The organism is Thiomicrorhabdus sp. (genome assembly GCF_963662555.1).
Lineage (GTDB): Bacteria > Pseudomonadota > Gammaproteobacteria > Thiomicrospirales > Thiomicrospiraceae > Thiomicrorhabdus.
Window position 1 is genome coordinate 636,589 of the sequence record NZ_OY759719.1, and the last position, 26,282, is coordinate 662,870.

Genomic DNA, 26,282 nt, shown 5'->3' on the forward strand with positions numbered 1-26,282 from the left:
AGGACAACTCTAATGGCCAACCGTGCTCTAGAATCACTCAAAAATCAGCAAGGGTTTACGCTGATAGAGTTAATGGTTGTTGTGGTCATTATGAGTGTGGTGGTTTCGGTTGGGGTTCTTTCATTAGGGCGGATTAATCAAGATTTGGCCGAGAATCAGCAGGCTAAAATTGAAAGCTATTTCAAACAGGTAGCTGATCAATCGGCTTTTAATCAAAAAATGTATTTAATTGCTCCAGATGATGAAGGCTTAACCACCTACAAATATGTGAATTATGAATGGCAACCTGCAGATGATATTGCCAATTTAGCTTGGCAAAATGGATTTGAAGTCTCTTGGGTTTTGGATGAACATTTTGCAGAGCAACAAAAACTTACCAGGCCTGGTTGGGTGTTTTGGCCCAGTGGTGATGTTTTAAGTGGCAGCATTACATTAAAGAACTTAGATACAAATACTGGTAGCTCTGCAACCAACAGAGAAATGAAACTCAGTTGGAATGAAGCACTAGAGTTCACTCGAGATTAAGGCGTAAGTTAGCATGGTTAAGAGAATCAATAAATTTGCTGGCTTTACCTTAATTGAAGTCATGGTGGCCTTGGCGATTATTGCTATTGCCTTATCTGCAGTGAGCCGAAGTTTAGGAGTAACTGTCTCTAACCAATCACATTTAGAGTCACGAGTGGTAGCAACTTGGGTGGCAGAAAATGTGATTGCTCAGCAGCAAATTTCTGCTGGGAGTAATGATGAATCTACTCAAACGGTGGAGATGTTAAATCGTAAATGGCTAGTCACCTCACAAACAGAATCCACTTTTTTGCCAGAAATTTACCGCTTGTCTGTTGAGGTTAAAGAACAAGGAAGCGAAGAAGTTTCAGCTAATTTATTTAGCGTTGTAGGTACCAATGACAAGTAAAGTAAATTATCGCCTAAAGCAAGGTGGGTTTACTCTTATTGAGTTGCTGGTGGCTTTGGGGGTTTCTGCAGTGATTGCCGTGTTGTCTTATCAATCGATTGACAGCATGGTGAATGTTAAAACGAGTGTTGAAGAACACTCTAACCAAGCTGAAAAATTGCAAAGAGCAATGTGGTGGATGGAGCAAGATTTTGTTCAGCTCGTACCTAGACCTGTAGAAGATGAATTAGGCTCAAAAATAGCCGCATTTAAATACCGTGATGATACCGGGGTAGAGTTAAGCCGAAACGCTCAGTTTGCCACACCAAATGCCAATGGTGGTTTATTACGTGTTGGCTATATTTTAGAAAATAAGGTGTTGTACCGATTAACGTGGCCAGTAATGGATAGAGCTCCAGACACCAAACCTAAAAAAGTGGTATTACTCAAAGATGTGACTGGATTTGATATTGAGTTACTTAGTGCTAATAATCATTGGGTTCAATCTTGGCCAGCCTCTAGCCAAGCTTTGAGTGCTTTGCCAAGAGCGATTAAGGTCACTATTGAGCACAAAACGTTAGGTAAGTTATCACGTTTGTTTTTGGGAGTAGGTTGATGCAACTAAAAAGGCAAAGACTTACGGTTTTGTCACCTCAGTTTATGGGGTGGCGTGATGTATAAAAAACAGAAAGCTCCAAAAACTCAACAAGGTTTTGCGTTGCTTACTGTCATGTTGGTGGTGGCACTGGTAAGCATGGTGTCTAGCCAATTGTTATATGACCAACAAGTGCATATACAGCGTAGTACTTTTATGATTCATCAAGCCCATTCTATTTCGGTAGCCTATGGTTTTGAAGACTGGGTTAAAAAAGGCCTAATGGCTGATGCGAAAAATAACGCTACAGATCATTTAAATGAACAATGGGCACAACCTTTAGCCCCAATACCGTTTGCTGATGGAGAAGTTAGCGGGCGATTACAAGATTTGCAAGCGCGTTTAAATGTAAATAACGTGCTGGAAAAAGATAGTAAAATCCGCATTTTTTGGAAAAAAATGGTGGATCGTTATTTAGCGATACAGTTGCCTGAAGAGAATTTTGTTGGTTTTTCTGATGTGCTCCAAGACTGGGTAGATGCCGATGATGACACTCAAGATTATGGTGCAGAAAGTCAGGTGTATTTATTAAATCAACCCGCTTATAGAGCAGCAAACGAACCGATGGTTATGCCTAGTGAGATAAGCCGCTTACAAGGTATGGAACGGTTGAATCAGAAAGACTTACTAAGAATAGAGAGCGACTTAACGGCTCTGCCTGAAGTAACGGCGATTAATGTGAATACTGCCGATGCAACTACTTTAATGGCCATGGCTGACTGGCTAACAGAAGACGTTGCTAAACAATGGATAGAACAAAGAAAGGCTCAACCGGCTGAAGATATTAATCAGTTTTTAGCCTTTTTAGTGAGTATTACTGGCTTTACGCTTGAAGAGATTAGTAAAGACATCCCTAGTCAGGTTTTGGATGTAAAAAGTCATTATTTTTTATTAGAAGCACGTGTTGATTATGGCGATGTAAAACAGATTGTTACATCGATTTTTAATCGAAAAAGCGAGAACGAAGTGATATTAGTGCAAAGGTGGTTAAGTGTTGGGTAAGAACCATAGTCAAACCGAAATACAGCAAACAGATGGCATTTTAGCCAATTCGCTAGTAGCTAGTATCTCGTTGCAAGGTGAGTTGCAAATTCAAACGATTGATGGGCAATTGTTAAAGACTGAAGAGGTGATTTCTAAACTTAAATCGAGCCGTCGATTAGCCAAAGAAATTGCCATTGTTTGGTTGCCAACTCAAAAAATTGTGATGACCGAAGTTACTGTACCAGGTAAACGCAAGGCACACTGGATGGCTGCTTTGCCGTTTTCTTTAGAAGAGAGCTTGGCAGAATCAATTGAAAACTATCACGTTGTAGCTTATCACCGAACAACAGAGGGTTTGGTATCGGTCGCGATTGCCACCCATGAGGACATGAAAAACTGGAAACGTGTGGTTGAGTCTTTTGGGTTACAGCATGTGCAGTTAATACCGAACTGTTTTAGGTTGGAAAACAGTAACGGTGAGTTGGCTCAAGACTCGCAAGCTTGGACAATTTATCATCAAGGTGAATGTGTATTAGTTAGAACCAGTGGTTATCAAGGCTTTGCGGGTAATACAAATTGGTATGTAGCAATTAAAGAACAGGCGTTAAACAATCTGTTTTTGAAAAAGCAGCAAGCGGATGCTCATATTGATGAAACTACGGTTACCGACCAAGATCTGCTTACTAGTCATTCACAAAATTTAGCCAAAGTATTGCCGCTGAGTTTAAGTCAGTCTGCTTATAAAAGTAATGCGAGTGAGAAAGGCCATTGGTACGAATGGCGTTGGATTGGGGTACTATTTTTGGTAACGATTGTATTGTATTTGGGTATGCAAATGTTACAAACCCATCAACTACAAAAACAAGCCGCTTATGTTTCTCAGCAAAATACCAAGCTGTTTAAGGTGATGTTTCCTCAGGCTAAACGTATCGTTAATATTAAATCTCAAGCGTTAACCTATTTGAAACAGAGTGCTGAAGGCGATAAAGAAATTCAATTTTTAATGCCTATTTTGCAACAGATAGAACCTTGGTTTAATCAAGCTAAAACGGTAAAAGTTGAACAGTTGCAATGGCAAAGCGATAAAAAGCAGAAGGCGTTAGCAATCACAGTCAGTGCTCCGAGTTCTAAAGAGATAGAACGGTTAATATCGCTTCAGAAAGAATCTAAAAATAGCGAATATACTATGACTCTAAACCTAAAAAATGTCACTGCAGAGGGTGCTGAGGGGGTGATTTATGTGGATGCAAATTAACCAGGCCTGGTTAAATTTAGATGCCCGTGAACAAACCTTGGTTAAAGCCTTGGCGGTCTTTCTAGTGTTGGTTTTGTTATACCTATTAATTTGGTCACCAATCCATAATCAAAAGCGACAAGCACAACAAACGTTAACCACGGCAGAACAAGAGTGGCAGTGGCTCAATAAACAAATACCTGCTGCAAAAGCCTTACTGGCCGAAGGTAGTAGTACTAACCTACAAAAGGTTGATACTCAAAATGGATTAATGTCATTATTGCAAAGTAGTTTACGCCAGCAAAACCTGTTTAAAGATATTAAAACATTACAAGGTGTAGATAAGGGCGGTAAAGTGAGCTTTGAACAAGTAGATGCGACTCGTTTATTTAAATGGCTGACATTGCTTGAAAGGCAGGGAGTTGTGCCTAAAACCTTGCAAGTGAATTGGGTTGCACCAGGCCTGGTAAAAGCAGATATGCAATTTAAAGTAAATTAATGCGGTATGAATTTCTCTTGTATGACTTTTCGATCAACACCTAGAAACTTGGTTATAAATTACTTCTTAGGACGCTTTAGATGTTTGCACGATTAACGGTTAATAAAAGAAAGACCGCAGGGTTAAGTGTGATTTTTTTAGTCGCACTTTTGTTGTCTGTTATCGTGCAATTGCCAGCTAGCTGGGTATTGTCACAACCAACAATAGAATCTGCTATTGAACAGAGAATTAACTCAAACTCAAATCTGCATATTTTGGCTTCACGTGGAACGATTTGGCAGGGTGAAGTTGATTTGGCAATTCAAACCTATCAAACTCAAAATACCAGGCCTGGTAATTTGAGTTCGATAAAATCAAGTTCAGCGAGCAATGTGATTAGCATTGGTTCATTGAGTTGGAATTGGCACCTTACTTCATTATTATTCAACAACATAAAAATGAATCTGAATTGGACGTTAAATCAATCAAATTTAACAGGCCTGGTATCCACGCAAGTGTTTGCCGCTCATGCTAAGCGTACTATTGTATTTACCGATGTATCTGGCGTTGCAGATTTAAACCATCTTATCCAGAAAATACCTACCTTAGATATCCCTCAATTACCAATGTTACAAAATTTAACAGGCCAGGTAGGTGTGAATGAGTTGGTTGGAGAGTATCAATTAAGCGAAAATTGGTTTAAAAGCTTTACCGCTAATTTACAAGTGGATTCATTAACGGTTATGAATAATGCTTTCCCAAGATTGGCTATAAACGCCACGCTTGAAAAAGATAAAATTATGGCTCGAATAAATGGTCAACAAAATAGCTGGTCTTTAACTGGTGCAGCCACATTAAATAAACGTTTAGCCTACCAAGTTGACTTTAATCTCAATGCACAATCAGATAATGATCTACCTGACTGGGCATTTCTAATGCGTAAAAAATCAGCAACGAATTATGTAAGTAAATTGCAAGGTAGTTTGTTCTAGATGAATTGAGACAACCCTTGTGTTTGGATATGTATCTAATTTAAGATGATTTATTGATTAAATTTTGATGCATGTTAACAGAGGCATAATGCTGGATGAAAAAAATAAAATTGTGGCTTTGGATTCTATTATGTCTGTTTGCATCAACTGCCAATGCGGTGGTTCTGACAAGTGACGAAGCCCCTCATTTTATAGACATAGAAAGCTATCTTGATGCTTCTCAAAAACTTTCAATTACCGATGTTATAAATAAAAACGATTGGCAGTCCCATTCTAATCACTTTTCATTTGGTTATCCTGGTGGTAACCACTGGATAAAGATTGAACTTAAAAATATCACTAACGAACCTCTTAATCCCTTTCTTTGGATAACAGAAACGTCTTTACATAAAGTTGTTTTTTACGAAAAAATTAATAATCAATTAACGAAAATTTCTAAAGGTTTGCATCTTGATGTTAAGTATCGAGATGTAATGGATACATATCCGCATTTGAAAGTTCAATTAAAACCTCAAGAAGAAAGAGTAATCTATGTTGAGCTGGAAGGACATTTAGGTGTTTTCGGTGCGTTATTAGCTACTTCAGAAAAGGGGTTTTATTCTTATGTATTGAAACGGTCAATGATTTTTTCTTCGATTATTGTCGCTCTTATCATGCTCTCACTTTTCTACTTGTTTTTGCATGTGTATCTTAAAGAATCAAGCTTTATTTATTATAGTCTTTATAGTTTGAGCTACTCAGTTTGGGTGGCCTTGTATAACGGCTTAATCCCTATGTTTTTCAATGAATGGTTGAATAATCTATTGTATATATTCATGCCCATTGCCTTTATATTTCTCATTAAATTTTCACAATCTATTTTAGAGACTCATAAACATAATCCCCGCTTTCATACTCTCCTCAATATTTTGATTGTACTGTATGTTTTAGTGATGTTTTTTATTGGTTATGACTTGCAAATAGGCTTTATGTTGCATAATTTGGTTGTCACTATAACGATGATAACCCTTATCTTGTTATCACTTAAGTCTCTGCTACGAAAAGAAAAGCTGATTAATTTATATGTTATTGGCTTGTTTGCCTATTTTGCAGGCATGATTGTATTGTCATTGCTGGCATTAGGATGGTTACCCTATAACATATTGACACGTAATGCTCCTTTTCCTGGTTCTGTGATTGAATTTGCATTTTTTGCATATATTCTTGCGATGAAAGTGTTTCAAATACAGGATGAAAAAGAACGTTCTAATAAATATTTGGCAGAAATACAAACTCAAACCAATCTTCGTTTAGAAAGGCAAGTTTCACAACGAACTTCGCAGCTAGAGCAAATGTTGGAAAAACAAAATGGGTTGGTTCAGCAATACTCACATTTTATATCCTTTATTACCCATGAATTAAGAAATCCTTTGGGCATTATTAAAAGCCAAATTTCTCTGTTAAGAAAAGAGACATCTAGAGGCATAAATAACTGTAAAAACCGTCTTAATACTATGAGCATGACCACTCAGCGAATGGAAATGCTATTTGATGACTGGTTGATTTCAGATAAAATTGAAAACGACCTTTTCTCTTTTGAAATTCAGACCTTTGAATTGTCTGAATGGATAGAATCGCTAGAAGAAATGATTCAACAAACATACAGTACCCATCAGTTTCAGTTTGAAAAACAAAATGTTACGATTCATGCTGATTCAGTTTTACTTAAACTGGCGCTCTATAATTTAATAGATAATGCGGTTAAATATTCACCTCTTGGAAGCTTGATTGTTATTAAGACTGTGGTGAATGAAGAATCTATTCATCTTTGTGTTGAAGATTTTGGGTCAGAAATATCTGAAGATGACAGGCAAAAAATCTTTGAACGTTTTGTTCGTGGTAAAGGTACCAGTAGTGTCTCAGGAAGTGGTTTAGGGCTGTCTTTAGTTAAAAATGTCATGGCACTTCATGATGGAACGGTTTATGTAGATGATAAATATACAAAAGGTAGCCGTTTTGTTTTAAGCTTTAAACGTGCTTAAATTTATGCAAAAGTTAGGTCTTTAGCTAAGGAGTTACACGACTGATTATGAATGGTATTAATGTATTAGTTATTGAAGATGAAATTGATTTACGTGATGCAGTTGTCTCTTATTTAAATTTAGAAGATGCATTTGCTGTTGGTGTTAGTAATCTCAATGATGCTCAAAAATGGTTGGCTAAAAACACGCCTGATGTGGTTGTTTTAGACCTAAATCTAGAAGGTGATGATGGTATGGAGTGGCTTAAAGAAAGGCCACTAAGTGATGATATTTCTGTCATTATTACCTCTGCGAGAGGTGAGGTTGTTGATCGTATCCAAGGTTTTGAGTTGGGAATTGATTCTTACCTTATTAAGCCAATTGCTTTAGAAGAGCTAACAGCAATTATTTCTAATATTCATAATAAAAAGCAGGCAGTATCTCCTTCATTAACCCCTGCAGAGTGGATATTAAATGCCTTGGATTGGAGTTTAAAGCATAAAAGCCATCCAGAGCCTATTAAGTTAACCAAACTTGAAGAAATGGTGTTAAATCGATTGGCATTAATGCCAGGTCAAGCCGTTACTAAAAAAGAACTCATTTTAGCTCTAAATAAAAAAGAAGATTCCTATGACTCAAGAAGTCTGGAGGTCTTGGTTAGAAGGCTACGTCAGAAACTTGAACCCATATCTGGGGATAAAACCAAGCCTATCAAAACAATTCATTCGATTGGTTATTCCTTTATAGAGTCAATAGAAATTATTTAATTCATTTCCAATCTAATATTCTCATCCTCCCCTCCTCCCCCGTGGCATTCTTTAATTTATAAATGTCGGTTTCTGTCGCATTTAGTCGTAATTAGTCGTTGGTAATACTCTCTTAAAAAGAGCATACTTTCACTCGTTAGCGGTTTGGCGTGGTGCTTTATGTTGATTTTTTAAGCTATCTGCTCGGATGTTTAAAGTATTTTTAGCTATTGCCACCTAGGTTTTTAGGCAACAAAGACCGTGTTTTTAAAGTTTAATTTCTATCAAAAAAGAGTCTAGTTAACGATTGGGAGAGCATCGTGAAACATCAAGCACATAATAAGTCGCAACGTGGTTTTACCTTAGTTGAGATGTCGATTGTATTGGTCATTATCGGTTTAATTTTAGGTGCGGTGTCTATTGGTAAAGATCTGCAAAGAGATGCTGAATACAGCAAAATCAAACAAAAATTTGTTGATCAATGGGTGCAAGCTTACAACACTTATTATCAGAGGGCGGGGGTCGTAGTTGGAGATAGTCAATCTCAACCAAGATTTATGGTGAATGGAGAAAATTATGCAGCGGCAACGGGTTCTCCTATTTCAGGTGGGGATATGACTGCGGTTTCAGAGCCTAATGCTATTTGTCAGGGTTCCAAAGCACCCAAGATGACTAGAGCAAATGCCGATGTAGATTTACATTCATTTTTTGATCGCTTGGGTATTCGCATGCCTCCTGGGCGTGCGGAGGGTCTAGAAGATAGATATCTTTACTTAGACAGTAATGGTAACCCTCAGGAAGTCCAGGTTTGTTTTCAATGGAATAAACCAGGGACTGCTGATGGATCAGGAAATGTAATGGTTTTAGCTGGATTGACCCCTGATTTAGCAAGAACGCTAGACCAGATGATTGATGGAAAAGCGGATGCTCGTGAAGGTAATTTTAGACAGCAAGGCGTAGCGAATACCACAGGTGGTATCGCAGGTATTGAGTGGGTTGGAAATAATGCACAGGATCAGTCAGCGGCTACAGCCAGTGCAACTGATGTTTCAGATAATCAGGATGAAGATCAGGTTATCACCGTGGTTGCTATCTATAAAATGAATCAATAGGAGAACACTCATGACTATGCAAAAAATAGCCAAAATAAAAGGCTTTACCCTTGTTGAAATGGCCATTGTTTTGGCTATTATTGGGGTGATTTTGGGTGCTGTTTCTGTTGGTAAAGATTTACAGCGTGATGCTGAAAACCAAAAAATATATCAAAAATTTGTAGCCGCTTGGAAGACCGCCTATGACCAATACTATACCCGTATTGGCGTGGTTTTGGGTGATAGTCAAGTCGCTCCAACTTATATGGTTAATGGCTTAGAGGCTAATATTGGTAGTGGTTCAAGCGGTGGTGCCTCTGGAAATGTAAACGGAAATGTAGCCGGCGTTGCTAATAACTTTCAAGGCACTGGTCTGAAAATCTGTCATGGTCAAGGTTATGCCGCTAATACCGTTGGGTTAGGTGATGCAGGGCTTGCACAGCAAGATCTTCATGCATTGTTTGACCGAGCGGGCTTAAAAATGCCTCCAGGTCGTGCAGAAGGCCAAGAAGATCGCTATTTATACTTAGATGCAAATGGCAACCCTGCGGAATTGCAGGTTTGTTTTCAGTGGAATCCTGATGGTACTAATAGTGGTGCTGGTAATGTTCTTGTGTTGAGAGGACTTACTCCTGATTTAGCTCGTACTTTGGATACGATGATTGATGGTAAGCCTGATGCGATTGAAGGTCGTTTCCGTCAGCAAGATGCCGCTTTAAATACTAATGGGGCAAATACCAGTCAGCAGCCTGGGGTCGAATGGCGTGCAAATAGTACATATAAGGTTGGAGAAGAAGCCACAGCTACAGCCGATGGAAAAGGTGATAATCAGGATGAGAATCGAATTGTGTTATTGACAGCACAATGGCAGATGGATCAGTAGATTGATTATTAACATTAATCAATGAATATATCGGTGTTGGGAGGAAGGTTTTAATGTCACTACTCAGAATATTAACTTTTGGATTGGGTGTTTTGGCGGCAATATTTTTAGTAGTGTCAGTCTCTTACTCAGTTCAACAGTGGCAAAAACTTCAAACCGCTCAGCAAGACTATTTGGCTGCTGAGAAAAAAGTCAGTGTGATGGCTGAGCTTGAAAAGCAATTACCTGGATTTGAAGATTATCAAAATACATTACTTTCTATTCAATCAGGGGTGACAGATAACGCTCTTAATAAAGAGAGTTGGAGCAGTAAAAGTGTCATTGTTAAAAATAGCATTATTTCAAGACAAGATGTCTCTGGATTCTTAAAAGGCATTTCTAACAAAGAGGCCCAATGGTTTAAGCCTAAACAATTTGCTTTAAAAACAATGAGTGAAAAAGATGACCTTTTTCATTGGACAACAAAAAGTTCAAACCAGATTAATTTATTGCTTGAAGGTGAATATATGATTCGGAGACCATTATGAGTGTACCTTTAGGTTTTAAGCGAGTATTGCATCTTGATAATCAGTATTGGTTATTAGAGGGTAAAAAAGCCACTTTAGTTGATTCTCTTGAGGAAATTTCAGGTCCCAAAATTGTTTTATCTGACTTTAATCATGCATTGACAGGAATCGAAACCGTTCACCAAGGTAGTTCTTATGCCGCGGCAGTCATTGAGAAGCAACTTCGCAGTCGTGGTGATATGGAAGGTGCGAGTGAGGTATTGGTTTTAAAGAGTCAAAAAGCTGCCAAAGCACAAAATGTGTTTTATGCTGCACTGCCTATTAATGAATATGCCGCTTATCTTGAGGTTATAAAAAAACACAGCGATCATTGTTTATATATTCCTTTGTGGAGTGTTATGTTGAAAGTGGCTGAAAAAGGTATTTCAGCTGTGGTTGTTCAACACGGCGATGTACTCGATGTAGTCGTTGCAGATACAGGTTTTCCTATACATAGCATTAGAGTGTCTAGTGCTTCTTATGATGGGCAAGATTGGGATAGTGCCCTTGGTTATTTAACCACTGAGTTTAACCATTTAGAATCAGAGCAATCGGTTCGAATAGAGAATGTTCAGTGGTTTTTATGGTGTGCCGACGACTCGCCTGCTGAATTAGCAGAACGATTTGAAAGTTTGTCTGGACGCACAGTTTCTTTAGCTAAAAAACAATCTATATCCGTAAACAATACCAAGTTTGAAAGTAATTTGGATGGCTTATTTCAATCAGCTTCAAGTTGCGATGCCATTAAGGGCGAAACAAGTAAGGTTCTTTTTAATTTTGAGCGAATATTACCTTGGGTAGCCAGCGTTGTTTTAGCAATAAGTGTAGGTGCTTTTATAGCTGGCTTTAATTGGCAAAAATCTGCTGAAGACTATGCTGACTCTACAAAAAATTTACTGGTATCAAGTGAGTTTGAGTCGAAATTGATGAACGTTAAACAGCTGGTAGCTAAAAATAATCAAACGGCTGGAATTCTTGAAAAGGATAAGATTGATTTTATTGAAGAGCTATACGTTATTGCTCAATCTAATTCTATTCCACAAATGATTGCTGACCTACAAACAAGTGTAAATAAGTTTATTCATATAAATGACATTAGATTATATAACCAGGATGAAGATGAACCCCATGGAATGGTAGTTGATGGCTTTGTTGACCAAGACTTAGATTTTGCTTCTAAACAGGTTCGTATGTTTATAGAACGTTTAGGTGAGAAAGGCTACCAAATTGAAGATAAAGGTTTCGTTGCTAAAAATGGTAATAATGGATTCCAGTTAATAATGATTCCTGGAAATAAGGAATAGGTGTCAAGATGAAATATAGTGGTTTAGTTTTATTATTGATTATTGCTGCTTCAGTCTATTTATCGTGGGATAAGATTGAAAACAAGCAATACATTCCTTCAAACTCAGAAACCTCAATAGCAGAGTTGCAAGACCTAGTGTCTAAAACATCGGTACAGGCTTCACAAAAGGCTAAAGCTTCTACATTGAATCACCAAGTTGATGTAATTGCTGCCTATCATCAATCGGCTGCAAAAATTGATACAAATTTAATTGCATTGGCTCCTACTATTCCCGTAGCTAAAACGCTGACGGTGACATTGCCAAAACAACGTTATACTCCTTACACACGAGCCGTTCCTAAGCATTATAAAAAGTACGCAATTTCTATGATTTTTATTGCTCCTAATAACCGCTATGCAGTGGTCGATGGTCATTTTTCAAGAGTGGGAGATGTACTGCCTGATGGTGGGGAAATTGTTTCTATTGAAGAAAGTTATGTTGAAGTGAAACAAGGTAAAAAAGTCCGTACGTATAAAATTCATTCTTAGTTAATAAGGTTAAGAATTTAAGACAAATAATAAAAATTAAGCTAATGATTATTAATAGGAATTAAAGGCAAGGGGTAATGAAAGTAAATAAAAGTGTCTTTGCAATTGTAGGTTTTTTGCTGATTGTTGGAGTCGCATACTGGGCTGTTAATTATTTTGCTCCACCATTGCAACATAACGGCAGTATGGAACATCAACCACTTACAAATGAAAAGTTGAATGTGCAGACCGAAGATAGTCAGAGCGAAGACATAAATACTCAACAACTAATTAATAATCAAGTTGGGCAAGAACAAAAAGAACAGGCTAATAGTACATCAAATATTGGTAACGAAAACTCGCAAGAAAATAAAGACTCCCAAAAGCCAGATGTGGCGACAACTCCTTTTGAGGACCTAACGACACAGTCATCTGCAGCTAATAAGACCAAAATGGATATTCTCTCTGCGGAAGAGCAAAAGCGTGAAAAGTTAAATATGATTCGCGAAGGGTTAAGAAAAATAGCCACTGGTGACCCTAAAGATGTTGATTTTAATAAGCTAGATGCCTTACTTGTTGAGCTACAGGAAATAGGTGATGAAAACGGCATTGTGGGGGGGGTAAATATTCCTCAGTTAAGAAAAATAATTGCCCAATCTCAAAAAATTATTGAGACATCACAGAATAAAGGTTTGTTGCCAGGAGAGGATAAGAACCAGAAGTTAAAGCAAGAGGTTGAAACTCTTCAAGATCTTCAGCAGGGAATTGTTGTAAAACATGAGTAATCATGTCAATTACAGAGGACATCTATATAAAGGATTTTCTTTAGTAGAGCTCTCAATTGTACTCGTTATTATTGGAGTAATATCGATGGCAACTTTGCAAGTTTATAACTCTGTAAATACGTATAGAACTCAGGCATTGGCGAATAAATCGTTATTGCAGGCACAAGAAGCCGTTGTCAATTTTGCAAAGAGTAATTTTCGTTTGCCTTGTCCTGATATTAATGGTGATGGGTTTGAAGATTGTTCGGGCACTCAAAAAACCGGTCAGTTACCTTTTAATACCCTTGGATTACCCATAAGTAGCCAAGTTTCAGATGTTGATGCTGGTTTCCAAAACCTAATTTATGGAGTTTTTAGAGATTCAGCCCATGATGCAGATTTAACCGTTTTGGTTGAGCGTACTGGGGATAGTTTAGGTGATGCTGATTACCTAAATATTAATGACTTTAAAAAAGCGTTATCGAATGCGAGCTTACTTGCTGTAAGTGCTAACCAGCCTTTTATAACGGGAGACAATGATGCTTCTGGTGTTGAAAATTGTTTGACAAATAGAGTGGCAAATGGAGCGTTTTGGATGGCTTCATCTAGTGTTGAAGATGCGGATGGAGATGGTAATCCTTTTGATGGGGTGAATGCATTTCTAAAGCATGATGGTTCTGGTTCTCTATGCTTTTCAGCCCCATCAAGAAGACAAGATGCAAATTATGTAGATAGAGTTTCTGGTTTAGCCTTTAGTGAATTAATCGGCTTGCTTTAAACGGATTTTTGAATGAATAATTATCAAAAAATGGGTTTTAAGATGCGTACTAAAAATCATGCTTATATTCAAATCGTATCACTTGCTGTGAGTGGTGTATTAATGGCGGGGTGCACAACTGCACATGTTTCCCAAAACAATATTGATAATATGAAGGCTGTCGATACTCAATCACATGAGTTGATTTCGGATCGTATTGATCAAGAATCCAAAAAGTTTTTGGATCAAAACAAGTCTCTTTACAAAGCGATTCAAAAAATTCCTGAAGTAAAACCAGAAGTGGTTGCAGTTGAACCCGTATTTAATCCATTAGATGCGGTTCAAATTAGTGTGAATGTAGACAATGGCGATGTTCAATCGGTGCTTCATGCAATTTCAGACCAAGCGGGAATGAGTTTACTGATGGACCCACAGTTATCAGAACTTAAACGCAAAATCAGTATGCATCTAAAAAATGTTCCAGCAAGCCTTGTGTTTAACCAAGTAATGGATCTTCTAGATTTTGATGGTCAGGTGAAAGGCAATGTTTTGATTGTTAAGCCTTACCGTGAAAAAGTATATGAATTGAATTTTTTACAGACTTCTACCAGTATTGATTACAGCATGGGTGGAGATGTGTTTGGTGCGAATACCAGTTCAAAAGGCAATAGTAGTGGCAGCTCAGGTGGCAATAAACCCATGACTGGTACTTTAGCATTTAAAGGCACAGGGGCAACAAAAAGTAACCCTTATGCTCAGTTAAGTAAAATGTTAGAAGACGTTTTAGGTAGAAAAAAATCAAATGAACAAGATAGCCAGATCCCAGGTGTTACTAATCAAGCACCAAATATAATGAATCGTTTGGCAATGCCTGTTAAAGAAAAACCAAAAGGTTTTCAGCCCATTTACTCTCTAAATGAAATGACAGGTACCTTATACCTGAAAGCTAAACCTTCACAAGTTGAGGCGGTTGATCAACTTATTACACAATATAAATCAGTACTTTCTAGACAAGTATTAATTGAAGCACAGCTACTGGATGTTCGCCTAGGCGATGGAAATCAGTACGGGGTTGATTGGAATAAGCTAGGTCAAGATATTGCCTATAACTACGGAGCAGGATCCGTTGATTTAGGTGGTGTAACAGATACCTTGGCTGGCACAGGTAACCAAATTCGTTCTATCACAATTCCTGCTAACAATTATGGTGTGGATGGTGCGACGAGTTTAAAACTTGTGCACTCGGCAAATACCTTTTCAGTTGCGATGCAGGCATTGCAGCAATTCGGTACCTTAAGAGTATTATCTAATCCAAGTATTCGTGCTAAAAATGCTCGTCCAGCCTTTATTAGTGTGGGGCGTAACTCGCAATATATTTCCGAAAGTACTACTACTGTCAATAATGTCGGTGGTTCTTTAACCACATCAAGTGATGTATCAACTAGTTCTGTATTTGATGGAATCATTTTAGGGTTTGAACCATTTATTGATGCTGATGGAAAAATCAGTTTAACCATTCACCCAATGCAGTCGAATGTAGATAAAGCAAGTATGGCATTGGTTGATGTGGGTAATGGCACTAAAATTACATTGCCAGTAATCGATTTCAAAGGTCTAACTACTTCTCTAAGCCTTAAAGATGGTGACACGGTTATTTTAGGTGGTTTGATGGATGAAGTGGCAACTGACTCAGGAGAAGGAGTGCCTGGCTTAAATGAGATTCCTGGCATTGGTGCTCTATTTGGTGGTAACCGTATGCACGAAAAGGAGACTAGAGAGTTAGTTATGGTTTTACGTGTAACAATTCTCTAGCGGAATATGAGCTTAATATATAACTCATTAAAACAGCATGAGAAAAAAAAAGACTCGCAACCGAAAATAAATCCGATGAGCCAGAGAATACGAGCTCAAGAGAGGAAAACTTTTTCAAAAACTTCTTTTTTGCTTATTGTTTCAGTCTCAACGGCAGTTTGTATTGTCGGTTTATTGATTGTGCAAAATTATTGGGGTTATCAAGCCAAAGATGAACACGTCAACAGTGTTCATCATCTAGTTTTGGCAAGCAATCCTCAAACAAGTGCTTTGAGTAAAGAGAGTGATTTGCTTAGTCAAGAACATCAGAATATTGATCTCAATACAAATCAAGAAACAACGAATGAAACAAAAAATGTAGTTACTCAGGAGATAAAAGAAAAGAGTTTGGTCGCTAAATCAAATGATGCATTACTTAAGCAAGATCTGCAATTAACGTTGGCATCAAAAGAGATGGTTACAGCACCAACGCAATCTGAAATTTCTCCTAAATTAGCTACGGTGTCAATACAGCACAATGAGCAAAAGATAGGTGCTGAAGCAAAATCTGATAAAGCACTTATTGTAAAAGATAAAGAGGTAAAGCCAGCGGAACAAATAGTTCAGGCTGATAGTTCTACTAAAAATAACGGTAGTGAGGCTTTAGCACCCGATGGATTAAACGAGGTTGGACCTGCCATTAAGGTTAAAGAGGATGTTCTTGTTGCGAGTCTAACGAGTAAACAAGAGGTCAATAAATCTGAAGTTAAGAGAACTGAAGTAAGTAAGGTTGAGGTCAAACAAGAACCGAAAGCTCCTCAAGTCTTGCTAAAAACTGAAAAGCTAGTTGTCGCTAAAGTTGCTAATAAGCCTAAGCCCATTTTAGCTAAAACTGTTGTAAAGAATCGTGTTGCAAAACCAATAGTAACAGCTACTGAAAAAGGGGCGACATTCAAAAAAATGGATGTAAAAGTAGCCAAATCGAATGCAATACAAACTGATGAGATTGCAAATAAAAATACGTATGAGTATTTCAATTCAGTTAAAAGTAAGGTTGCAGAGATTAAACAATCTATTCGTTTAAAAAATGACAAACAAGTAGAAAGACATTTAAACGAGTTAAAGAAGTTATCTGGAAAAGATAGCGTTATTTATCAAAGAATGGATGCTTATGCCTCATTAAAGAAACAACATTACCAAGCGGCTGCTAATAGTTATCAAAAATTACTAAACCAAAAGCCTGAAGATATGGAGGCGAATATGAATTTAGTTATTGCATTGGCCGAGTTAGGTGACCAGCAGACGGCCAAACAGAAATTGAATCGCTTAGATTCGATGTATCCCGAATCAAGCCAATTGAAACAATATAAAAAAATGATTCACGCTAAATATGGATATTAGTTTAGCGATTCCTGATGCAGATATGTTTGATCGCATTGGTCTTACAGAATCTCCTTTTCCTGTAACACCTGATGCAAGTCATTATTTTTGTTCTCAGAGACTAGAATCACACGTACTTGAATTAATGCATTGCATTCATATGCGTAAAGGTTTTTTACTTTTTACAGCAGATGTAGGCCTAGGTAAAAGTACATTAAGCCGTTATTTAATTAACAATTTGGATGAACTAGATACTGATATTTCTTTAGTTTTGAATACGTTTTTACAGGGTGTTGAATTATTAAAAGCCATCAATGATGACTTTGGAATGAAGGTTGAAGGAGGCATTAAAGAACAGTTAGATGCGTTAAATAGTTTTTTATTAAGGCAATATGCAAATCAACGAAATTGCCTGATTATTATTGATGACGCACAAAATTTAAGTACAGAAAGTTTGGAGATGATTCGCCTTATATCAAATTTTGAGGTGAGTACACACAAGCTGGTGCAAATTTTACTTATTGCTCAACCAGAAATCATGTTGACCTTAAATTTGCCGCAAATAAGACAGCTAAAAAGCCGTATTGCACTGCATATAGAATTGGCACCTTTTACTGAACAAGAAGTATTAGATTACGTTTACTTTAGACTTGATGGTGCTGGTAATCAGCACAATATTTGTTTAACAAAAAAAGCAGGTAAACAGCTGCATAAACTGAGTAAAGGTTACCCAAGACGTATTAACCTGATAATGGATAGAGTTTTGTATGCCTTATTGGTAGATGCGAATACTTTAGTGAGCGATAAGCTGATCATCTTAGCAAATAATGATATTGAACAGGTTCGATATGACGGTGACGTTTCCAAAAAAGCAAATGCTTATCGCACTAAAGCCTATATGACAGGATTTGCAGCGGTCTTGATTTTAGGGTTAGTTTTTTGGCAGTTTGAACCAAAGGCTTGGATGAGTCGCTTGAGTGAACAAAAAATTGTTACCGATTCTTACGCCAGTTTACCTTTAAGTGAAGAGGCTGTAGATAAAAAAGAGGTGCTCAAAAACACCCTGATAAATGCCCCTTTTGAGCAGGTAAAGGTAAATGTAACAAAGGATTTACCAGGCCTGGTAAATCAGGCGGTAGCAACGGAATTAGTTAAAAAAAACGTTAATACAGAATTTAATTATTTTTTAAGAGATTATGGAATTAAAGACCCAAAAGGTGAACTGGCGAGTGCTTTAACACAAGAAAATTGGGATTTACTTAAAAAGCAAATTTTGCAACAAGGCTGGGAACTTTTACTAAATAAAAAACCTTTTATTGGGCCTGCTAGAGCAGTATTGAAATTGGAATCCAGTAATCAAAAAAAATATTGGTTAATGCTTTGGAAGCCAAAGCTAACATTTAGTAAATATTATTTTGGTATGAAGTCTTCTAATGTAGAGAGACTACAAAAGTTGCTAAAACAAGAAGGTTTTTTTAAGTTTTCTGAAGATGCCGTTCTTGGTTCTAAAACGATGTATGCCGTTGCTAATTTTCAGAGGTCGGTAGGAATTGAACCAACAGGTAAAGCAGATTCCTTAACATTGTATTTTTTAACTCGGGATAACAGTGCATTGGTCATGTAGTTGTTGTTCTTAGTCGGTGCAATTTAAATTAGTTTGAATTGTAGAAGTTATTGCTAAACATAAACATAAAGCTGGTCACTATGTCAGAAGAGATGAATACACAAGTTGTTCGATTAGGTGAGTCATTACTCAACGCTGAGTTAATGAATCAAAATCAGATGGAATTTGCTCTACAGAAGCAAAACGTTACTGGTGAACGCTTAGGTGAGTTATTGGTAAGATTAGGTATTGTTTCTGAGTTTGATTTAGCAAAACATTTAGCAACACAGACAGGTGTTGAGTTTGTCGATGTCGATACTATTTCTAAGCCAAATACTGATATTCTTCGCTTGTTTAACCAAGAGTACTGCCTGAATAGAGGATTCCTTCCTTTATATCGAGACGGTAATCAACTCGTCGTTGTGATTGGTAATGCGAATGTTCATGATGTGAAACAAGCAGTAACTCAGCGTGCAGGGATGAATTGCTCTGTAAAACAAGGTGAATTTAGTAAAGTTCTTCAAGCTATTCGCCATAACTATTTCTTTATTGATAACCCTGTAGATAAACTTTTCTTAAAAGAAGTTTCTAAAATTGATAAAGATAAAGATCAAGTACTTTCTCCAGATAACCTAATTCATTATTTGTTACACCTTGCGGTACTTCAGCGTGCCACGGATATTCATATCCAACCTGAACTTAAAAGTATTCATATTTCTTTTCGTATAGATGGTGTTTTACAGCCTATTTTTGCTATTCCAACTACACTGAAACGTCTGGTTGCAGCTATTAAGCGTCATGCGGATATGGATATTTCTGATCAATTACGCCCTCAAGATGGTAGCTTTTCAACCAATATCCTTTCTATGCCTTTTGATGTTCGTGTTTCCACTCTAATCTCTGAATACGGTGAAAACGTGGTAATGCGTTTATTGCCAAGTGGCATGCATGTTAAAGGGTTAAATGAACTTGGTTTCTTTGAAGAAGATTTGGTCATGTTAAATAATATGTTTTTGCATCCGCATGGCATCTTATTAATGACTGGACCAACGGGATCAGGTAAAAGCACCACCTTGCATGCAGGTCTACGCTCAAAAGGCATGGTCGGTAAAAATATTCTTACGGTAGAAGACCCGATTGAGTACAAGTTACCTACTATTTGCCAAACTCAAGTTAACCGAAAAGCAGGGTATGACTTTTCACATGCCATACGCCAATTTTTAAGACATGATCCTGATGTTATGTTGGTTGGGGAGATTCGTGATGCTGAAACAGCTCATGCTGCCATTACCGCGGCTGAAACTGGACATTTAGTATTATCTACATTACACGTCAATAGTGTATTGGGCGTTATCTCTCGTTTGCAAGCATTGGATGTTCCAGTGCAGATGATTGCCGATTCATTAGTGGGTGTTGTTAATCAGCGTCTAGCTCGTCAAATCTGTTCACATTGTAAAACTAAGTACCAACCAACCGAGGCAGAATTAGTCTATTTCCCTCAAGAGTCTAAAGAGATTACGCTTTTTAGAGGAGAGGGTTGTTCTCACTGCAAAGGCACGGGGTATTTTGGCCGAATTCCACTTTACGAAATTCTTTATGTTGATGCTGAACTGCAAGAGATGATTGCTTCAAATGCAAGCCGTACCGAGTTAATGAGAAAGCTTGAGTCATCCAACTTTAAAACCATTGAAACTATGGCAATTCAACAGGTCTTGCTTGGGAATACAACCTTGCAAGAGGTAACTCGTTTATTAGGAAATAGCTTAGAGCGAGTTTCACCATGAGATATTTTTACTTTCAAAGATTGTTAGATACAGGGCAGATAGCCTCTGGCGTTGAGAAATTGGCTTTTATTAATGAGACATCAGCCAAATTTTATTTAGAACAACGCTGGGGGGACGCTGTTATTGTCAAATTGGTCATGTTGCCATCATGGTTGAATTGGCCGTATGACTTTGTTATGCACATTTTTAGACCTCAGCTAAAACGTGAAGAAGTCGCCGATTTCTTTAGAAATATTGCAGTCATGCTCCGTAGTGGAATTCCTATGTTTACTGCCATTGAGGATATGGCTTCTGATGATTCATCGTCTGCTGTACAACGCGTTTCAAAAGATATGTTAGAGAGCCTAAAAACAGGAGCATCATTTAGTGAAGCTGTTGAACGCCATTCGGATATTGTGCCTCAAACGGTCATTCATTTAATTCGTATTGGTGAGAGCTCGGGTAATTTAGATCGGACCCTAATGGATGCTGCAGAGCACCTTAAACGCGTGGATAAAATTGTTCGAGATAGTAAACGAGCCATGATTTACCCTACATTTGTTTTCTTTACTATTTTAGCGACAGCTGTATTTTGGATTAGCTATGTTATTCCAAGTATTAGTGATTTATTTAAACAGATGCGCGTAGAGTTACCTCCTCTGACGAAGATGGTTTTAGCTATATCAGATAATATTGGTCAAAATTTATTACTGACTTTTATTATTTTGGTCTTGCTGTTTGTCATTACTGTTTACTCTATTCGGCATAGTTATCGTGTGCGTTATCAATTTCATCGATTATTGATGAAACTACCCGTCAGCAAGGTCTTAGTCAACTCTTCAGCAATGGCGTTTATTACAGAATATTTAAGTTTATTAATCTCTTCAGGTTTGAGCATAGTAGATAGTCTAGAAATTTTAGAGCGTTCCACCACCAATGAGGTCTATCGCAAAAGCATCCATACTATGCGAGAGGGCGTCATTCGTGGTAATTCATTAAGTTCAGAAATGCGTCAGATAAAAATGTATCCAAGGTTTGTGGTCAGAATGATAAGTGTCGGCGAAGAAACTGGGCGTATTGATGAACAGTTGAGTTATCTTGCAGAAGAGTATCGTCAGAGATTTGATCATATTGTCGCTTCAATCAGTGAAATTATTAAACCCGTTGTAATGCTTATTGCTGGTGGCTTGTTCTTGTTACTTATTATTGCTTTATTCCTTCCTATTTATCAGTTAGTCAGCCAGGTACATGGCTAGTACATGGCTATGAGGATTATGAGATGACAACATTAGCAACTAAAAAAACACAATGTGGTTTTGGTTTATTACAAGTCGCTATTTTGTTGATGATAATCGGTGGTTTAGCAAGTTATATGCTTAAACCTTTAGCGCCTCAAGCCTCTACCCAAGCCAATGAGGCGGCACTCAAAAAGGCCGATAAATTATTAAACGATTTTATTGTTAAAAACGGTCGTTTGCCTTGTGTAGATGTTAATGGAGACGGCGTTGAAGACTGTAGTAGTACCAATGTAAAAGGCGGTTTGCCTTATATTACATTAGGAATGCCGACCTCTGGATTTGTTGCTGGTGATTCACCAATAAAATATGGGGTGTACCGTAAAGCAAATAATACCGCGGTTAAAAATGGTGGACTAGATCGCTTAGATACAACCGATGCTAATGCGGTTTCTTTACTTAAAAATGATGCGGATTTAGCCAGCTTAAAAAATCGTTATCAGCCAACAATGGCGGGTGGCTACTCTTTTAATTTTACAGGGATAAATAACCAAAATTCGCTGGATTTTTGCCAAGCACTTAATGTTGGGGAAGCCGCCGCTTTAGATACGACTAAACTTTATGTACAAACTGTCTCGGGAGCAAGAAAAAATGTGGCTTATGCCTTATCTATGGGAGGGCGTTTTGATGGCAATGGTAATGGAGGTTTAGACGATGGATTGAATGGTTCTTCAGCAACAGCATTTAACAGTTCAGGCACTCTGCTTTCTAGTAGCTATGATGATTACGTCATCAGTCGCTCTTTTTCTGAGCTTAAACAAAGTATGCAGTGTGACGTGGTCATGCAATCTCTGAATATGATGGCAAACTCAGTGCTTATTGAAAAAGAGGTTAAAGACCAAGCACAAGATATGGCGGATGCTGCAGTAGAAGGTGCCATTATGGCTGGTGTTAACGTCGCTGTTATTGCTTACAGTGTGGTTTTGGCGGCGGTTGACGTAACGAATGCAAGTGTAACCTTAGGGGTGGCTTCTGGCTTGTTGTCTGGTGCTATTGCGTCCTGTGCTGTGTTGGTTGGTTGCGCATTTATTCCTGTTTACACAGCAAGTGTCGTCGCTGCTGGTATTGGTGTCGGTTTAGGAGTTGTAGCCGTTGGTGCTGGAGCAGCCGCAGGTATTTCTCAAGCGGTTGCAACGGGACTATATGCTGATATCGCTATTAGAGCCAATGCGGCGATTCCACCTGATGTTGCTGACACCACTTCTAACCCAGACTATTCCGCAACCATAACAGCACTGAATGCAGAAAAAACGGCAGCAATCAATGAAGCCACTACCGCAAGGAGTGATGCAAATACTAAACTGAGTGTAGCATCAACGACATTAAGTATTGCTAATCAACGTTTTACCGATATGTACAATGATGCAAGTATCGTCAGTGCGAGAAATGGTGGAGCTTTACCTAATACCTATGCTACTGAACAGGCTTATACCGACGCGGTCAATAACTTAAAAACCAAGTCTGAAGCTTATAAAACAGCGGTTAATGATGAATATGCTAAATTACAAGACTATCAAGACAAGGCCGCTATAGCAGCAGGGTTAGAGGAGGATTGTAATAATACATCATGCGTTATTCCTCAATCGGCCTTTGATGGATTAACTGCAACTGATCCACCTCCCTCTTGTCCAGCAGGTGGAACGCCTAATCAGTCGTCAACGGCTTGTCAGAATTATGCTACTGCCCAAGCGACGGCAAATACTGCGGATTCAGTTTACCAAGCGGCCAAAATAGCAACTAATAATGCATACACTGTGGCATATCAAGCTGCCTTAGATCATCCTGTGTATATTCCTGAAGTTAAAGATACTGATGGAAAGTTGGTTTCTGCAGCAACAACGAAACGCTGTGAAGATTATTCGGGTTGTGATTTTACTGCAGCCTTACTATCGGCAGCAGGGAATATTATTGATTACCATGCGTTTGTTCCTGTGGATGAAAATGATGCTTTTACAGTGACATCGGGATCATATATAGATGCGATTTTGATTAAACAATCGTTGGCAGATAGTGCTGATAATTACGCAACTGAAAAAGAAAGTAACTTAACTAGTTTACAAAATAATATTGACAGTTTGCAGTGTATGCAAGATGGCAATTATTGGGATAAGACAACTCTTGTTTGCTCAACTACACCAGCTGCAGGAGTAAGTACAGCTATAAGCGTATCTAATGGCGGTACTAATATTCTACAAAAAGCCGATTCTCAGGGGGTGTTTAGATGAACATGCCTTATGTTACAAAACGCTTAAGTGGTTTTAGTTTAATTGAGCTTTCAATTGTTTTAGCGATACTTGGGGTTATGTTTTTAGCTATACCCGCAGTGATACCAACTATTCAGCAGATTTTTGTTGCAGAAAATGATGAGCAAACCTTAGATAGAGCAGAGAGTTCTATTAAAGGGTTCTTAAAGGCACAAAGTCGTTTTCCTTGTCCAGATTCAAATGCGGATGGTATTGAGGACTGTGGAGCTGGCGTGGATGCCGGTTTATTACCCTATAAAACGTTAAAGTTGTCATCGCCTGTTAAAAATGGATTCGGTCAACCGATTGCCTATAGTGTTTACCGTAAAAGTAATGCAAGTGCCAACTTAGACGCTGATTTGGCGAGTCTTAAAAATCGCTTTTCTCCTATTCTTCCTAATGCTGAGAGTAGTACAAATTCAAATGGTTTAGATTTTTGCTGGGCATTGAAAAATGCCATAGCTGCACCAAATTCAAATCAATTTAGTTATGTAGGAAGCAGTTCTTCACCCTATAACCAGGCTTTTGTTTTGGCTAGTCCGGGAGCCTCAAATGCAAATAATGCAGGAACATTTTTTGATGGTATCAATCAAATAGATTCTAAGGGATTTGAATTACCAAATAAAGTGATTGACAGTACCTATGATGACACCGTTAAAAGTGTTGGTTTTGCTGAATTAGCGGGTGAATTGCAATGTTCTAGTTTGTTAGGACGTGTGAATGGTGCTGCACGAACAAGTTATGCAATGTATGACTTACAACGGTTAATGGATTATACAGTGGGTTTTAGAGCATTAGCTTTAAATGTACATGAAGGTAATGTTGACCAGGCCGAGTTTGTTGAAGCCTTAGCTATTGCTGATGCAGCGATTTATGCAGCACAAACTGTTATTGCGATTGCAGCAGGAGCGGAGAGTTTTGGTGTTGCCGTTGCTGCGATTGCTATTCCTGCTGTTGCAGCGGGAGCTTTAACCGTAAAAGGGTTGATTGATGCAGCTAATGGATTGAGTGATGCAAAAAAAGCTAGGGATGTTGCCTCCGCCCAAAAAACGGAAGCGGATGCACAAAAGGTTGATATTGATACGTTATACGCACAAAAACTAGCTAAGACGAAAGCTTTAGACAGTAAAGGGTGGTTTTAATGGAAATGTACCCAGGTCACAAAAAAATGTTTCAGAAATCATTGGGGTATAGTTTAATTGAGATGTCGATTGCCTTGATGGTATTGGGTTTTGTGGTCACTGTTCTCGCCGGATTGTATCCAAAAATAACCGAGAGTTCGGCAAAACAACAATCAGGGTTACAAACAAACCGTTTAGAAGAGTCTGTATTAGGTTTTGTCTTTGCCAAAGGACGGTTACCTTGTCCATCAGCTGATATGAGTGGCGTTGAGGATTGTAGTTTGGTTAAAGGAGAGTTTCCATATCGAACCTTAGGGTTTGCCTCAGCGATACGAAACCAGGCTGGAGTTGCTTTACGTTATGCGGTTTTTGACAAAGCCCTGACTGGAGCATCGGATATGGAACTAACCGTATTAAAGGACCGCTATGAAGCCTATATAGCAACGGATAATAATGATGTTAATATTCGACCCGTTGCACAAAATTCAGTCTTAAATGTAGGCAGTCCAAATGGTTTAGACATGTGTCATGCTTTGCAAAATGGTTCAAATACATCTAATGATTCTTCTCGACTACATTCTGGAACAGGAGCTAAATTTAAACATGTGGCTTATTTAATTCATGACCAAGGGCTTCAAGATGCTGATGGATTAAATGGACTTTATGATGGAAGTAATAGCCTAAATGCAACGGATTTAGGATTTGATTCAGCAGACAATGTGGATGGAGCCACAAATGATGATTATGTGTATGTGAAATATTTTGGCCAGCTATGGAGTGATTTAGGTTGTTCATCAGCCATTTCATCGGTTGGGCATGCTCATCCTAATGCGGCAAGTGCATCAGCGATTATGAATCAAGCATTGGCGGATTATAAAGTTCAAGCAGAGCTTGCAGTCGATGTCGCTAATGCCGATATTGCTGCGGCTGCCGCATCTATTTTAAGTGCGGCAAGTGGTACGGCATCAGCGGCGGCAACGATACCTATTGCAACCTCTGAGTCAATTAATACAGCCGGAGTTGCGGCACCGACTGCCGCACTTTCTGTAGCTGCAGTTGCCGCTGCCGCTGCCAGTGTAGTTACTGCATCCGTGATTACTGGTATGGCTGCTGTGAATAAAACTGGGGCAGAGGATTTAGTGAACCAAGTTACAACGAAGTTAGCTGAAATAAATACATTAAATGCTTCAATTTATAGTAATGCTGTTCAAGCAGATGCTAAAGGTGTATATCAACAATAATGAAAATATTA

24 protein-coding genes and 1 pseudogene are annotated in these 26,282 nt (G+C 38.2%); all 25 read left to right on the plus strand.

What is annotated here, in order from left to right:
- Positions 1–12: 12 nt before the first annotated feature.
- Complete coding sequence (locus tag ACORJQ_RS02630; RefSeq protein ID WP_321325763.1) at positions 13–525, plus strand: prepilin-type N-terminal cleavage/methylation domain-containing protein; 513 nt, start codon at positions 13–15, stop codon at positions 523–525.
- Positions 526–538: 13 nt separating this feature from the next.
- Positions 539–913 carry a type II secretion system minor pseudopilin GspI gene (gspI, locus tag ACORJQ_RS02635; RefSeq protein WP_321325764.1) on the plus strand — a complete coding sequence of 125 codons (375 nt, stop codon included), beginning with the start codon at positions 539–541 and terminating at the stop codon, positions 911–913.
- Positions 903–1,508, plus strand: coding sequence for a type II secretion system minor pseudopilin GspJ (gene gspJ, locus ACORJQ_RS02640; protein ID WP_321325766.1), 606 nt, complete (start codon positions 903–905; stop codon positions 1,506–1,508). Before gspI ends, gspJ begins: the two co-directional genes overlap by 11 nt.
- Before the next feature lie 57 nt (positions 1,509–1,565).
- Positions 1,566–2,549 (plus strand): type II secretion system minor pseudopilin GspK, encoded by a 984-nt coding sequence (gene gspK, locus ACORJQ_RS02645; RefSeq protein WP_321325768.1) that lies wholly within the window; start codon positions 1,566–1,568, stop codon positions 2,547–2,549.
- A complete protein-coding gene (gene gspL / locus ACORJQ_RS02650) occupies positions 2,539–3,786 on the plus strand; it encodes a type II secretion system protein GspL (RefSeq protein WP_321325771.1) in 1,248 nt (415 codons plus the stop codon). The genes gspK and gspL overlap by 11 nt, the downstream gene beginning before the upstream one ends.
- Entirely contained in the window at positions 3,770–4,264 is a 495-nt protein-coding gene (gspM, locus tag ACORJQ_RS02655; protein ID WP_321325773.1) for a type II secretion system protein M, read from the plus strand. The genes gspL and gspM overlap by 17 nt, the downstream gene beginning before the upstream one ends.
- A gap of 80 nt (positions 4,265–4,344) precedes the next feature.
- Positions 4,345–5,235 carry a type II secretion system protein N gene (gspN, locus tag ACORJQ_RS02660; protein WP_321325776.1) on the plus strand — a complete coding sequence of 297 codons (891 nt, stop codon included), beginning with the start codon at positions 4,345–4,347 and terminating at the stop codon, positions 5,233–5,235.
- 95 nt (positions 5,236–5,330) lie between these two features.
- Positions 5,331–7,256: a sensor histidine kinase gene (locus ACORJQ_RS02665; protein WP_321325778.1), complete on the plus strand. Its 1,926-nt coding sequence runs from the start codon at positions 5,331–5,333 to the stop codon at positions 7,254–7,256.
- A 47-nt stretch (positions 7,257–7,303) separates the two neighbouring features.
- On the plus strand, positions 7,304–8,002 hold the full coding sequence (locus tag ACORJQ_RS02670; protein ID WP_321325779.1) for a response regulator transcription factor: 699 nt from the start codon (positions 7,304–7,306) through the stop codon (positions 8,000–8,002).
- Positions 8,003–8,301: 299 nt separating this feature from the next.
- On the plus strand, positions 8,302–9,093 hold the full coding sequence (locus tag ACORJQ_RS02675; protein WP_321325781.1) for a type II secretion system protein: 792 nt from the start codon (positions 8,302–8,304) through the stop codon (positions 9,091–9,093).
- 10 nt (positions 9,094–9,103) lie between these two features.
- Entirely contained in the window at positions 9,104–9,955 is an 852-nt protein-coding gene (locus ACORJQ_RS02680) for a type II secretion system protein (protein WP_321325783.1), read from the plus strand.
- 53 nt (positions 9,956–10,008) lie between these two features.
- Positions 10,009–10,482, plus strand: coding sequence for a hypothetical protein (locus tag ACORJQ_RS02685; protein ID WP_321325787.1), 474 nt, complete (start codon positions 10,009–10,011; stop codon positions 10,480–10,482).
- Positions 10,479–11,804 carry a hypothetical protein gene (locus tag ACORJQ_RS02690; protein WP_321325788.1) on the plus strand — a complete coding sequence of 442 codons (1,326 nt, stop codon included), beginning with the start codon at positions 10,479–10,481 and terminating at the stop codon, positions 11,802–11,804. The genes ACORJQ_RS02685 and ACORJQ_RS02690 overlap by 4 nt, the downstream gene beginning before the upstream one ends.
- Positions 11,805–11,812: 8 nt before the next feature.
- Positions 11,813–12,334 carry a hypothetical protein gene (locus ACORJQ_RS02695; protein WP_321325790.1) on the plus strand — a complete coding sequence of 174 codons (522 nt, stop codon included), beginning with the start codon at positions 11,813–11,815 and terminating at the stop codon, positions 12,332–12,334.
- 77 nt (positions 12,335–12,411) lie between these two features.
- Positions 12,412–13,098 carry a hypothetical protein gene (locus ACORJQ_RS02700; RefSeq protein WP_321325792.1) on the plus strand — a complete coding sequence of 229 codons (687 nt, stop codon included), beginning with the start codon at positions 12,412–12,414 and terminating at the stop codon, positions 13,096–13,098.
- A pseudogene (locus ACORJQ_RS02705) lies at positions 13,091–13,165 on the plus strand (prepilin-type N-terminal cleavage/methylation domain-containing protein); the annotation flags it as partial. The gene ACORJQ_RS02700 and the pseudogene ACORJQ_RS02705, both read left to right, overlap by 8 nt.
- Before the next feature lie 18 nt (positions 13,166–13,183).
- Positions 13,184–13,855 carry a hypothetical protein gene (locus ACORJQ_RS02710; RefSeq protein WP_321325793.1) on the plus strand — a complete coding sequence of 224 codons (672 nt, stop codon included), beginning with the start codon at positions 13,184–13,186 and terminating at the stop codon, positions 13,853–13,855.
- Positions 13,856–13,867: 12 nt separating this feature from the next.
- Entirely contained in the window at positions 13,868–15,646 is a 1,779-nt protein-coding gene (gene mshL, locus ACORJQ_RS02715) for a pilus (MSHA type) biogenesis protein MshL (protein ID WP_321325795.1), read from the plus strand.
- Between the two features lie 6 nt (positions 15,647–15,652).
- Entirely contained in the window at positions 15,653–17,026 is a 1,374-nt protein-coding gene (locus ACORJQ_RS02720; protein ID WP_321325797.1) for a tetratricopeptide repeat protein, read from the plus strand.
- Entirely contained in the window at positions 17,016–18,629 is a 1,614-nt protein-coding gene (locus tag ACORJQ_RS02725) for an AAA family ATPase (protein WP_321325801.1), read from the plus strand. The genes ACORJQ_RS02720 and ACORJQ_RS02725 overlap by 11 nt, the downstream gene beginning before the upstream one ends.
- An 80-nt stretch (positions 18,630–18,709) precedes the next feature.
- Positions 18,710–20,392 (plus strand): GspE/PulE family protein, encoded by a 1,683-nt coding sequence (locus ACORJQ_RS02730; RefSeq protein ID WP_321325803.1) that lies wholly within the window; start codon positions 18,710–18,712, stop codon positions 20,390–20,392.
- Positions 20,389–21,627: a type II secretion system F family protein gene (locus ACORJQ_RS02735; protein ID WP_321325805.1), complete on the plus strand. Its 1,239-nt coding sequence runs from the start codon at positions 20,389–20,391 to the stop codon at positions 21,625–21,627. The genes ACORJQ_RS02730 and ACORJQ_RS02735 overlap by 4 nt, the downstream gene beginning before the upstream one ends.
- Positions 21,628–21,650: 23 nt before the next feature.
- Positions 21,651–23,891, plus strand: a complete 2,241-nt coding sequence (locus tag ACORJQ_RS02740) for a hypothetical protein (RefSeq protein WP_321325806.1) — start codon at positions 21,651–21,653, stop codon at positions 23,889–23,891.
- Entirely contained in the window at positions 23,888–25,051 is a 1,164-nt protein-coding gene (locus tag ACORJQ_RS02745; protein ID WP_321325808.1) for a type II secretion system protein, read from the plus strand. The genes ACORJQ_RS02740 and ACORJQ_RS02745 overlap by 4 nt, the downstream gene beginning before the upstream one ends.
- A complete protein-coding gene (locus ACORJQ_RS02750) occupies positions 25,051–26,271 on the plus strand; it encodes a type IV pilus modification PilV family protein (RefSeq protein WP_321325811.1) in 1,221 nt (406 codons plus the stop codon). Before ACORJQ_RS02745 ends, ACORJQ_RS02750 begins: the two co-directional genes overlap by 1 nt.
- Positions 26,272–26,282 lie beyond the last annotated feature (11 nt).

Excerpts from the sequence above, each read along its gene's own strand:
- mshL (WP_321325795.1), top strand. The coding sequence starts at position 13,868 with ATGAATAATTATCAAAAAATGGGTTTTAAGATGCGTACTAAAAATCAT.
- ACORJQ_RS02735 (WP_321325805.1), top strand. The coding sequence starts at position 20,389 with ATGAGATATTTTTACTTTCAAAGATTGTTAGATACAGGGCAGATAGCC.
- ACORJQ_RS02710 (WP_321325793.1), top strand. The coding sequence starts at position 13,184 with ATGGCAACTTTGCAAGTTTATAACTCTGTAAATACGTATAGAACTCAG.
- ACORJQ_RS02720 (WP_321325797.1), top strand. The coding sequence starts at position 15,653 with ATGAGCTTAATATATAACTCATTAAAACAGCATGAGAAAAAAAAAGAC.
- ACORJQ_RS02745 (WP_321325808.1), top strand. The coding sequence starts at position 23,888 with ATGAACATGCCTTATGTTACAAAACGCTTAAGTGGTTTTAGTTTAATT.
- ACORJQ_RS02630 (WP_321325763.1), top strand. The coding sequence starts at position 13 with ATGGCCAACCGTGCTCTAGAATCACTCAAAAATCAGCAAGGGTTTACG.
- gspN (WP_321325776.1), top strand. The coding sequence starts at position 4,345 with ATGTTTGCACGATTAACGGTTAATAAAAGAAAGACCGCAGGGTTAAGT.
- ACORJQ_RS02700 (WP_321325792.1), top strand. The coding sequence starts at position 12,412 with ATGAAAGTAAATAAAAGTGTCTTTGCAATTGTAGGTTTTTTGCTGATT.
- ACORJQ_RS02725 (WP_321325801.1), top strand. The coding sequence starts at position 17,016 with ATGGATATTAGTTTAGCGATTCCTGATGCAGATATGTTTGATCGCATT.
- ACORJQ_RS02685 (WP_321325787.1), top strand. The coding sequence starts at position 10,009 with ATGTCACTACTCAGAATATTAACTTTTGGATTGGGTGTTTTGGCGGCA.
- ACORJQ_RS02665 (WP_321325778.1), top strand. The coding sequence starts at position 5,331 with ATGAAAAAAATAAAATTGTGGCTTTGGATTCTATTATGTCTGTTTGCA.
- gspM (WP_321325773.1), top strand. The coding sequence starts at position 3,770 with ATGTGGATGCAAATTAACCAGGCCTGGTTAAATTTAGATGCCCGTGAA.
- gspK (WP_321325768.1), top strand. The coding sequence starts at position 1,566 with ATGTATAAAAAACAGAAAGCTCCAAAAACTCAACAAGGTTTTGCGTTG.
- gspJ (WP_321325766.1), top strand. The coding sequence starts at position 903 with ATGACAAGTAAAGTAAATTATCGCCTAAAGCAAGGTGGGTTTACTCTT.
- ACORJQ_RS02740 (WP_321325806.1), top strand. The coding sequence starts at position 21,651 with ATGACAACATTAGCAACTAAAAAAACACAATGTGGTTTTGGTTTATTA.
- ACORJQ_RS02695 (WP_321325790.1), top strand. The coding sequence starts at position 11,813 with ATGAAATATAGTGGTTTAGTTTTATTATTGATTATTGCTGCTTCAGTC.
- ACORJQ_RS02730 (WP_321325803.1), top strand. The coding sequence starts at position 18,710 with ATGTCAGAAGAGATGAATACACAAGTTGTTCGATTAGGTGAGTCATTA.
- ACORJQ_RS02680 (WP_321325783.1), top strand. The coding sequence starts at position 9,104 with ATGACTATGCAAAAAATAGCCAAAATAAAAGGCTTTACCCTTGTTGAA.
- ACORJQ_RS02750 (WP_321325811.1), top strand. The coding sequence starts at position 25,051 with ATGGAAATGTACCCAGGTCACAAAAAAATGTTTCAGAAATCATTGGGG.
- ACORJQ_RS02690 (WP_321325788.1), top strand. The coding sequence starts at position 10,479 with ATGAGTGTACCTTTAGGTTTTAAGCGAGTATTGCATCTTGATAATCAG.
- ACORJQ_RS02670 (WP_321325779.1), top strand. The coding sequence starts at position 7,304 with ATGAATGGTATTAATGTATTAGTTATTGAAGATGAAATTGATTTACGT.
- gspI (WP_321325764.1), top strand. The coding sequence starts at position 539 with ATGGTTAAGAGAATCAATAAATTTGCTGGCTTTACCTTAATTGAAGTC.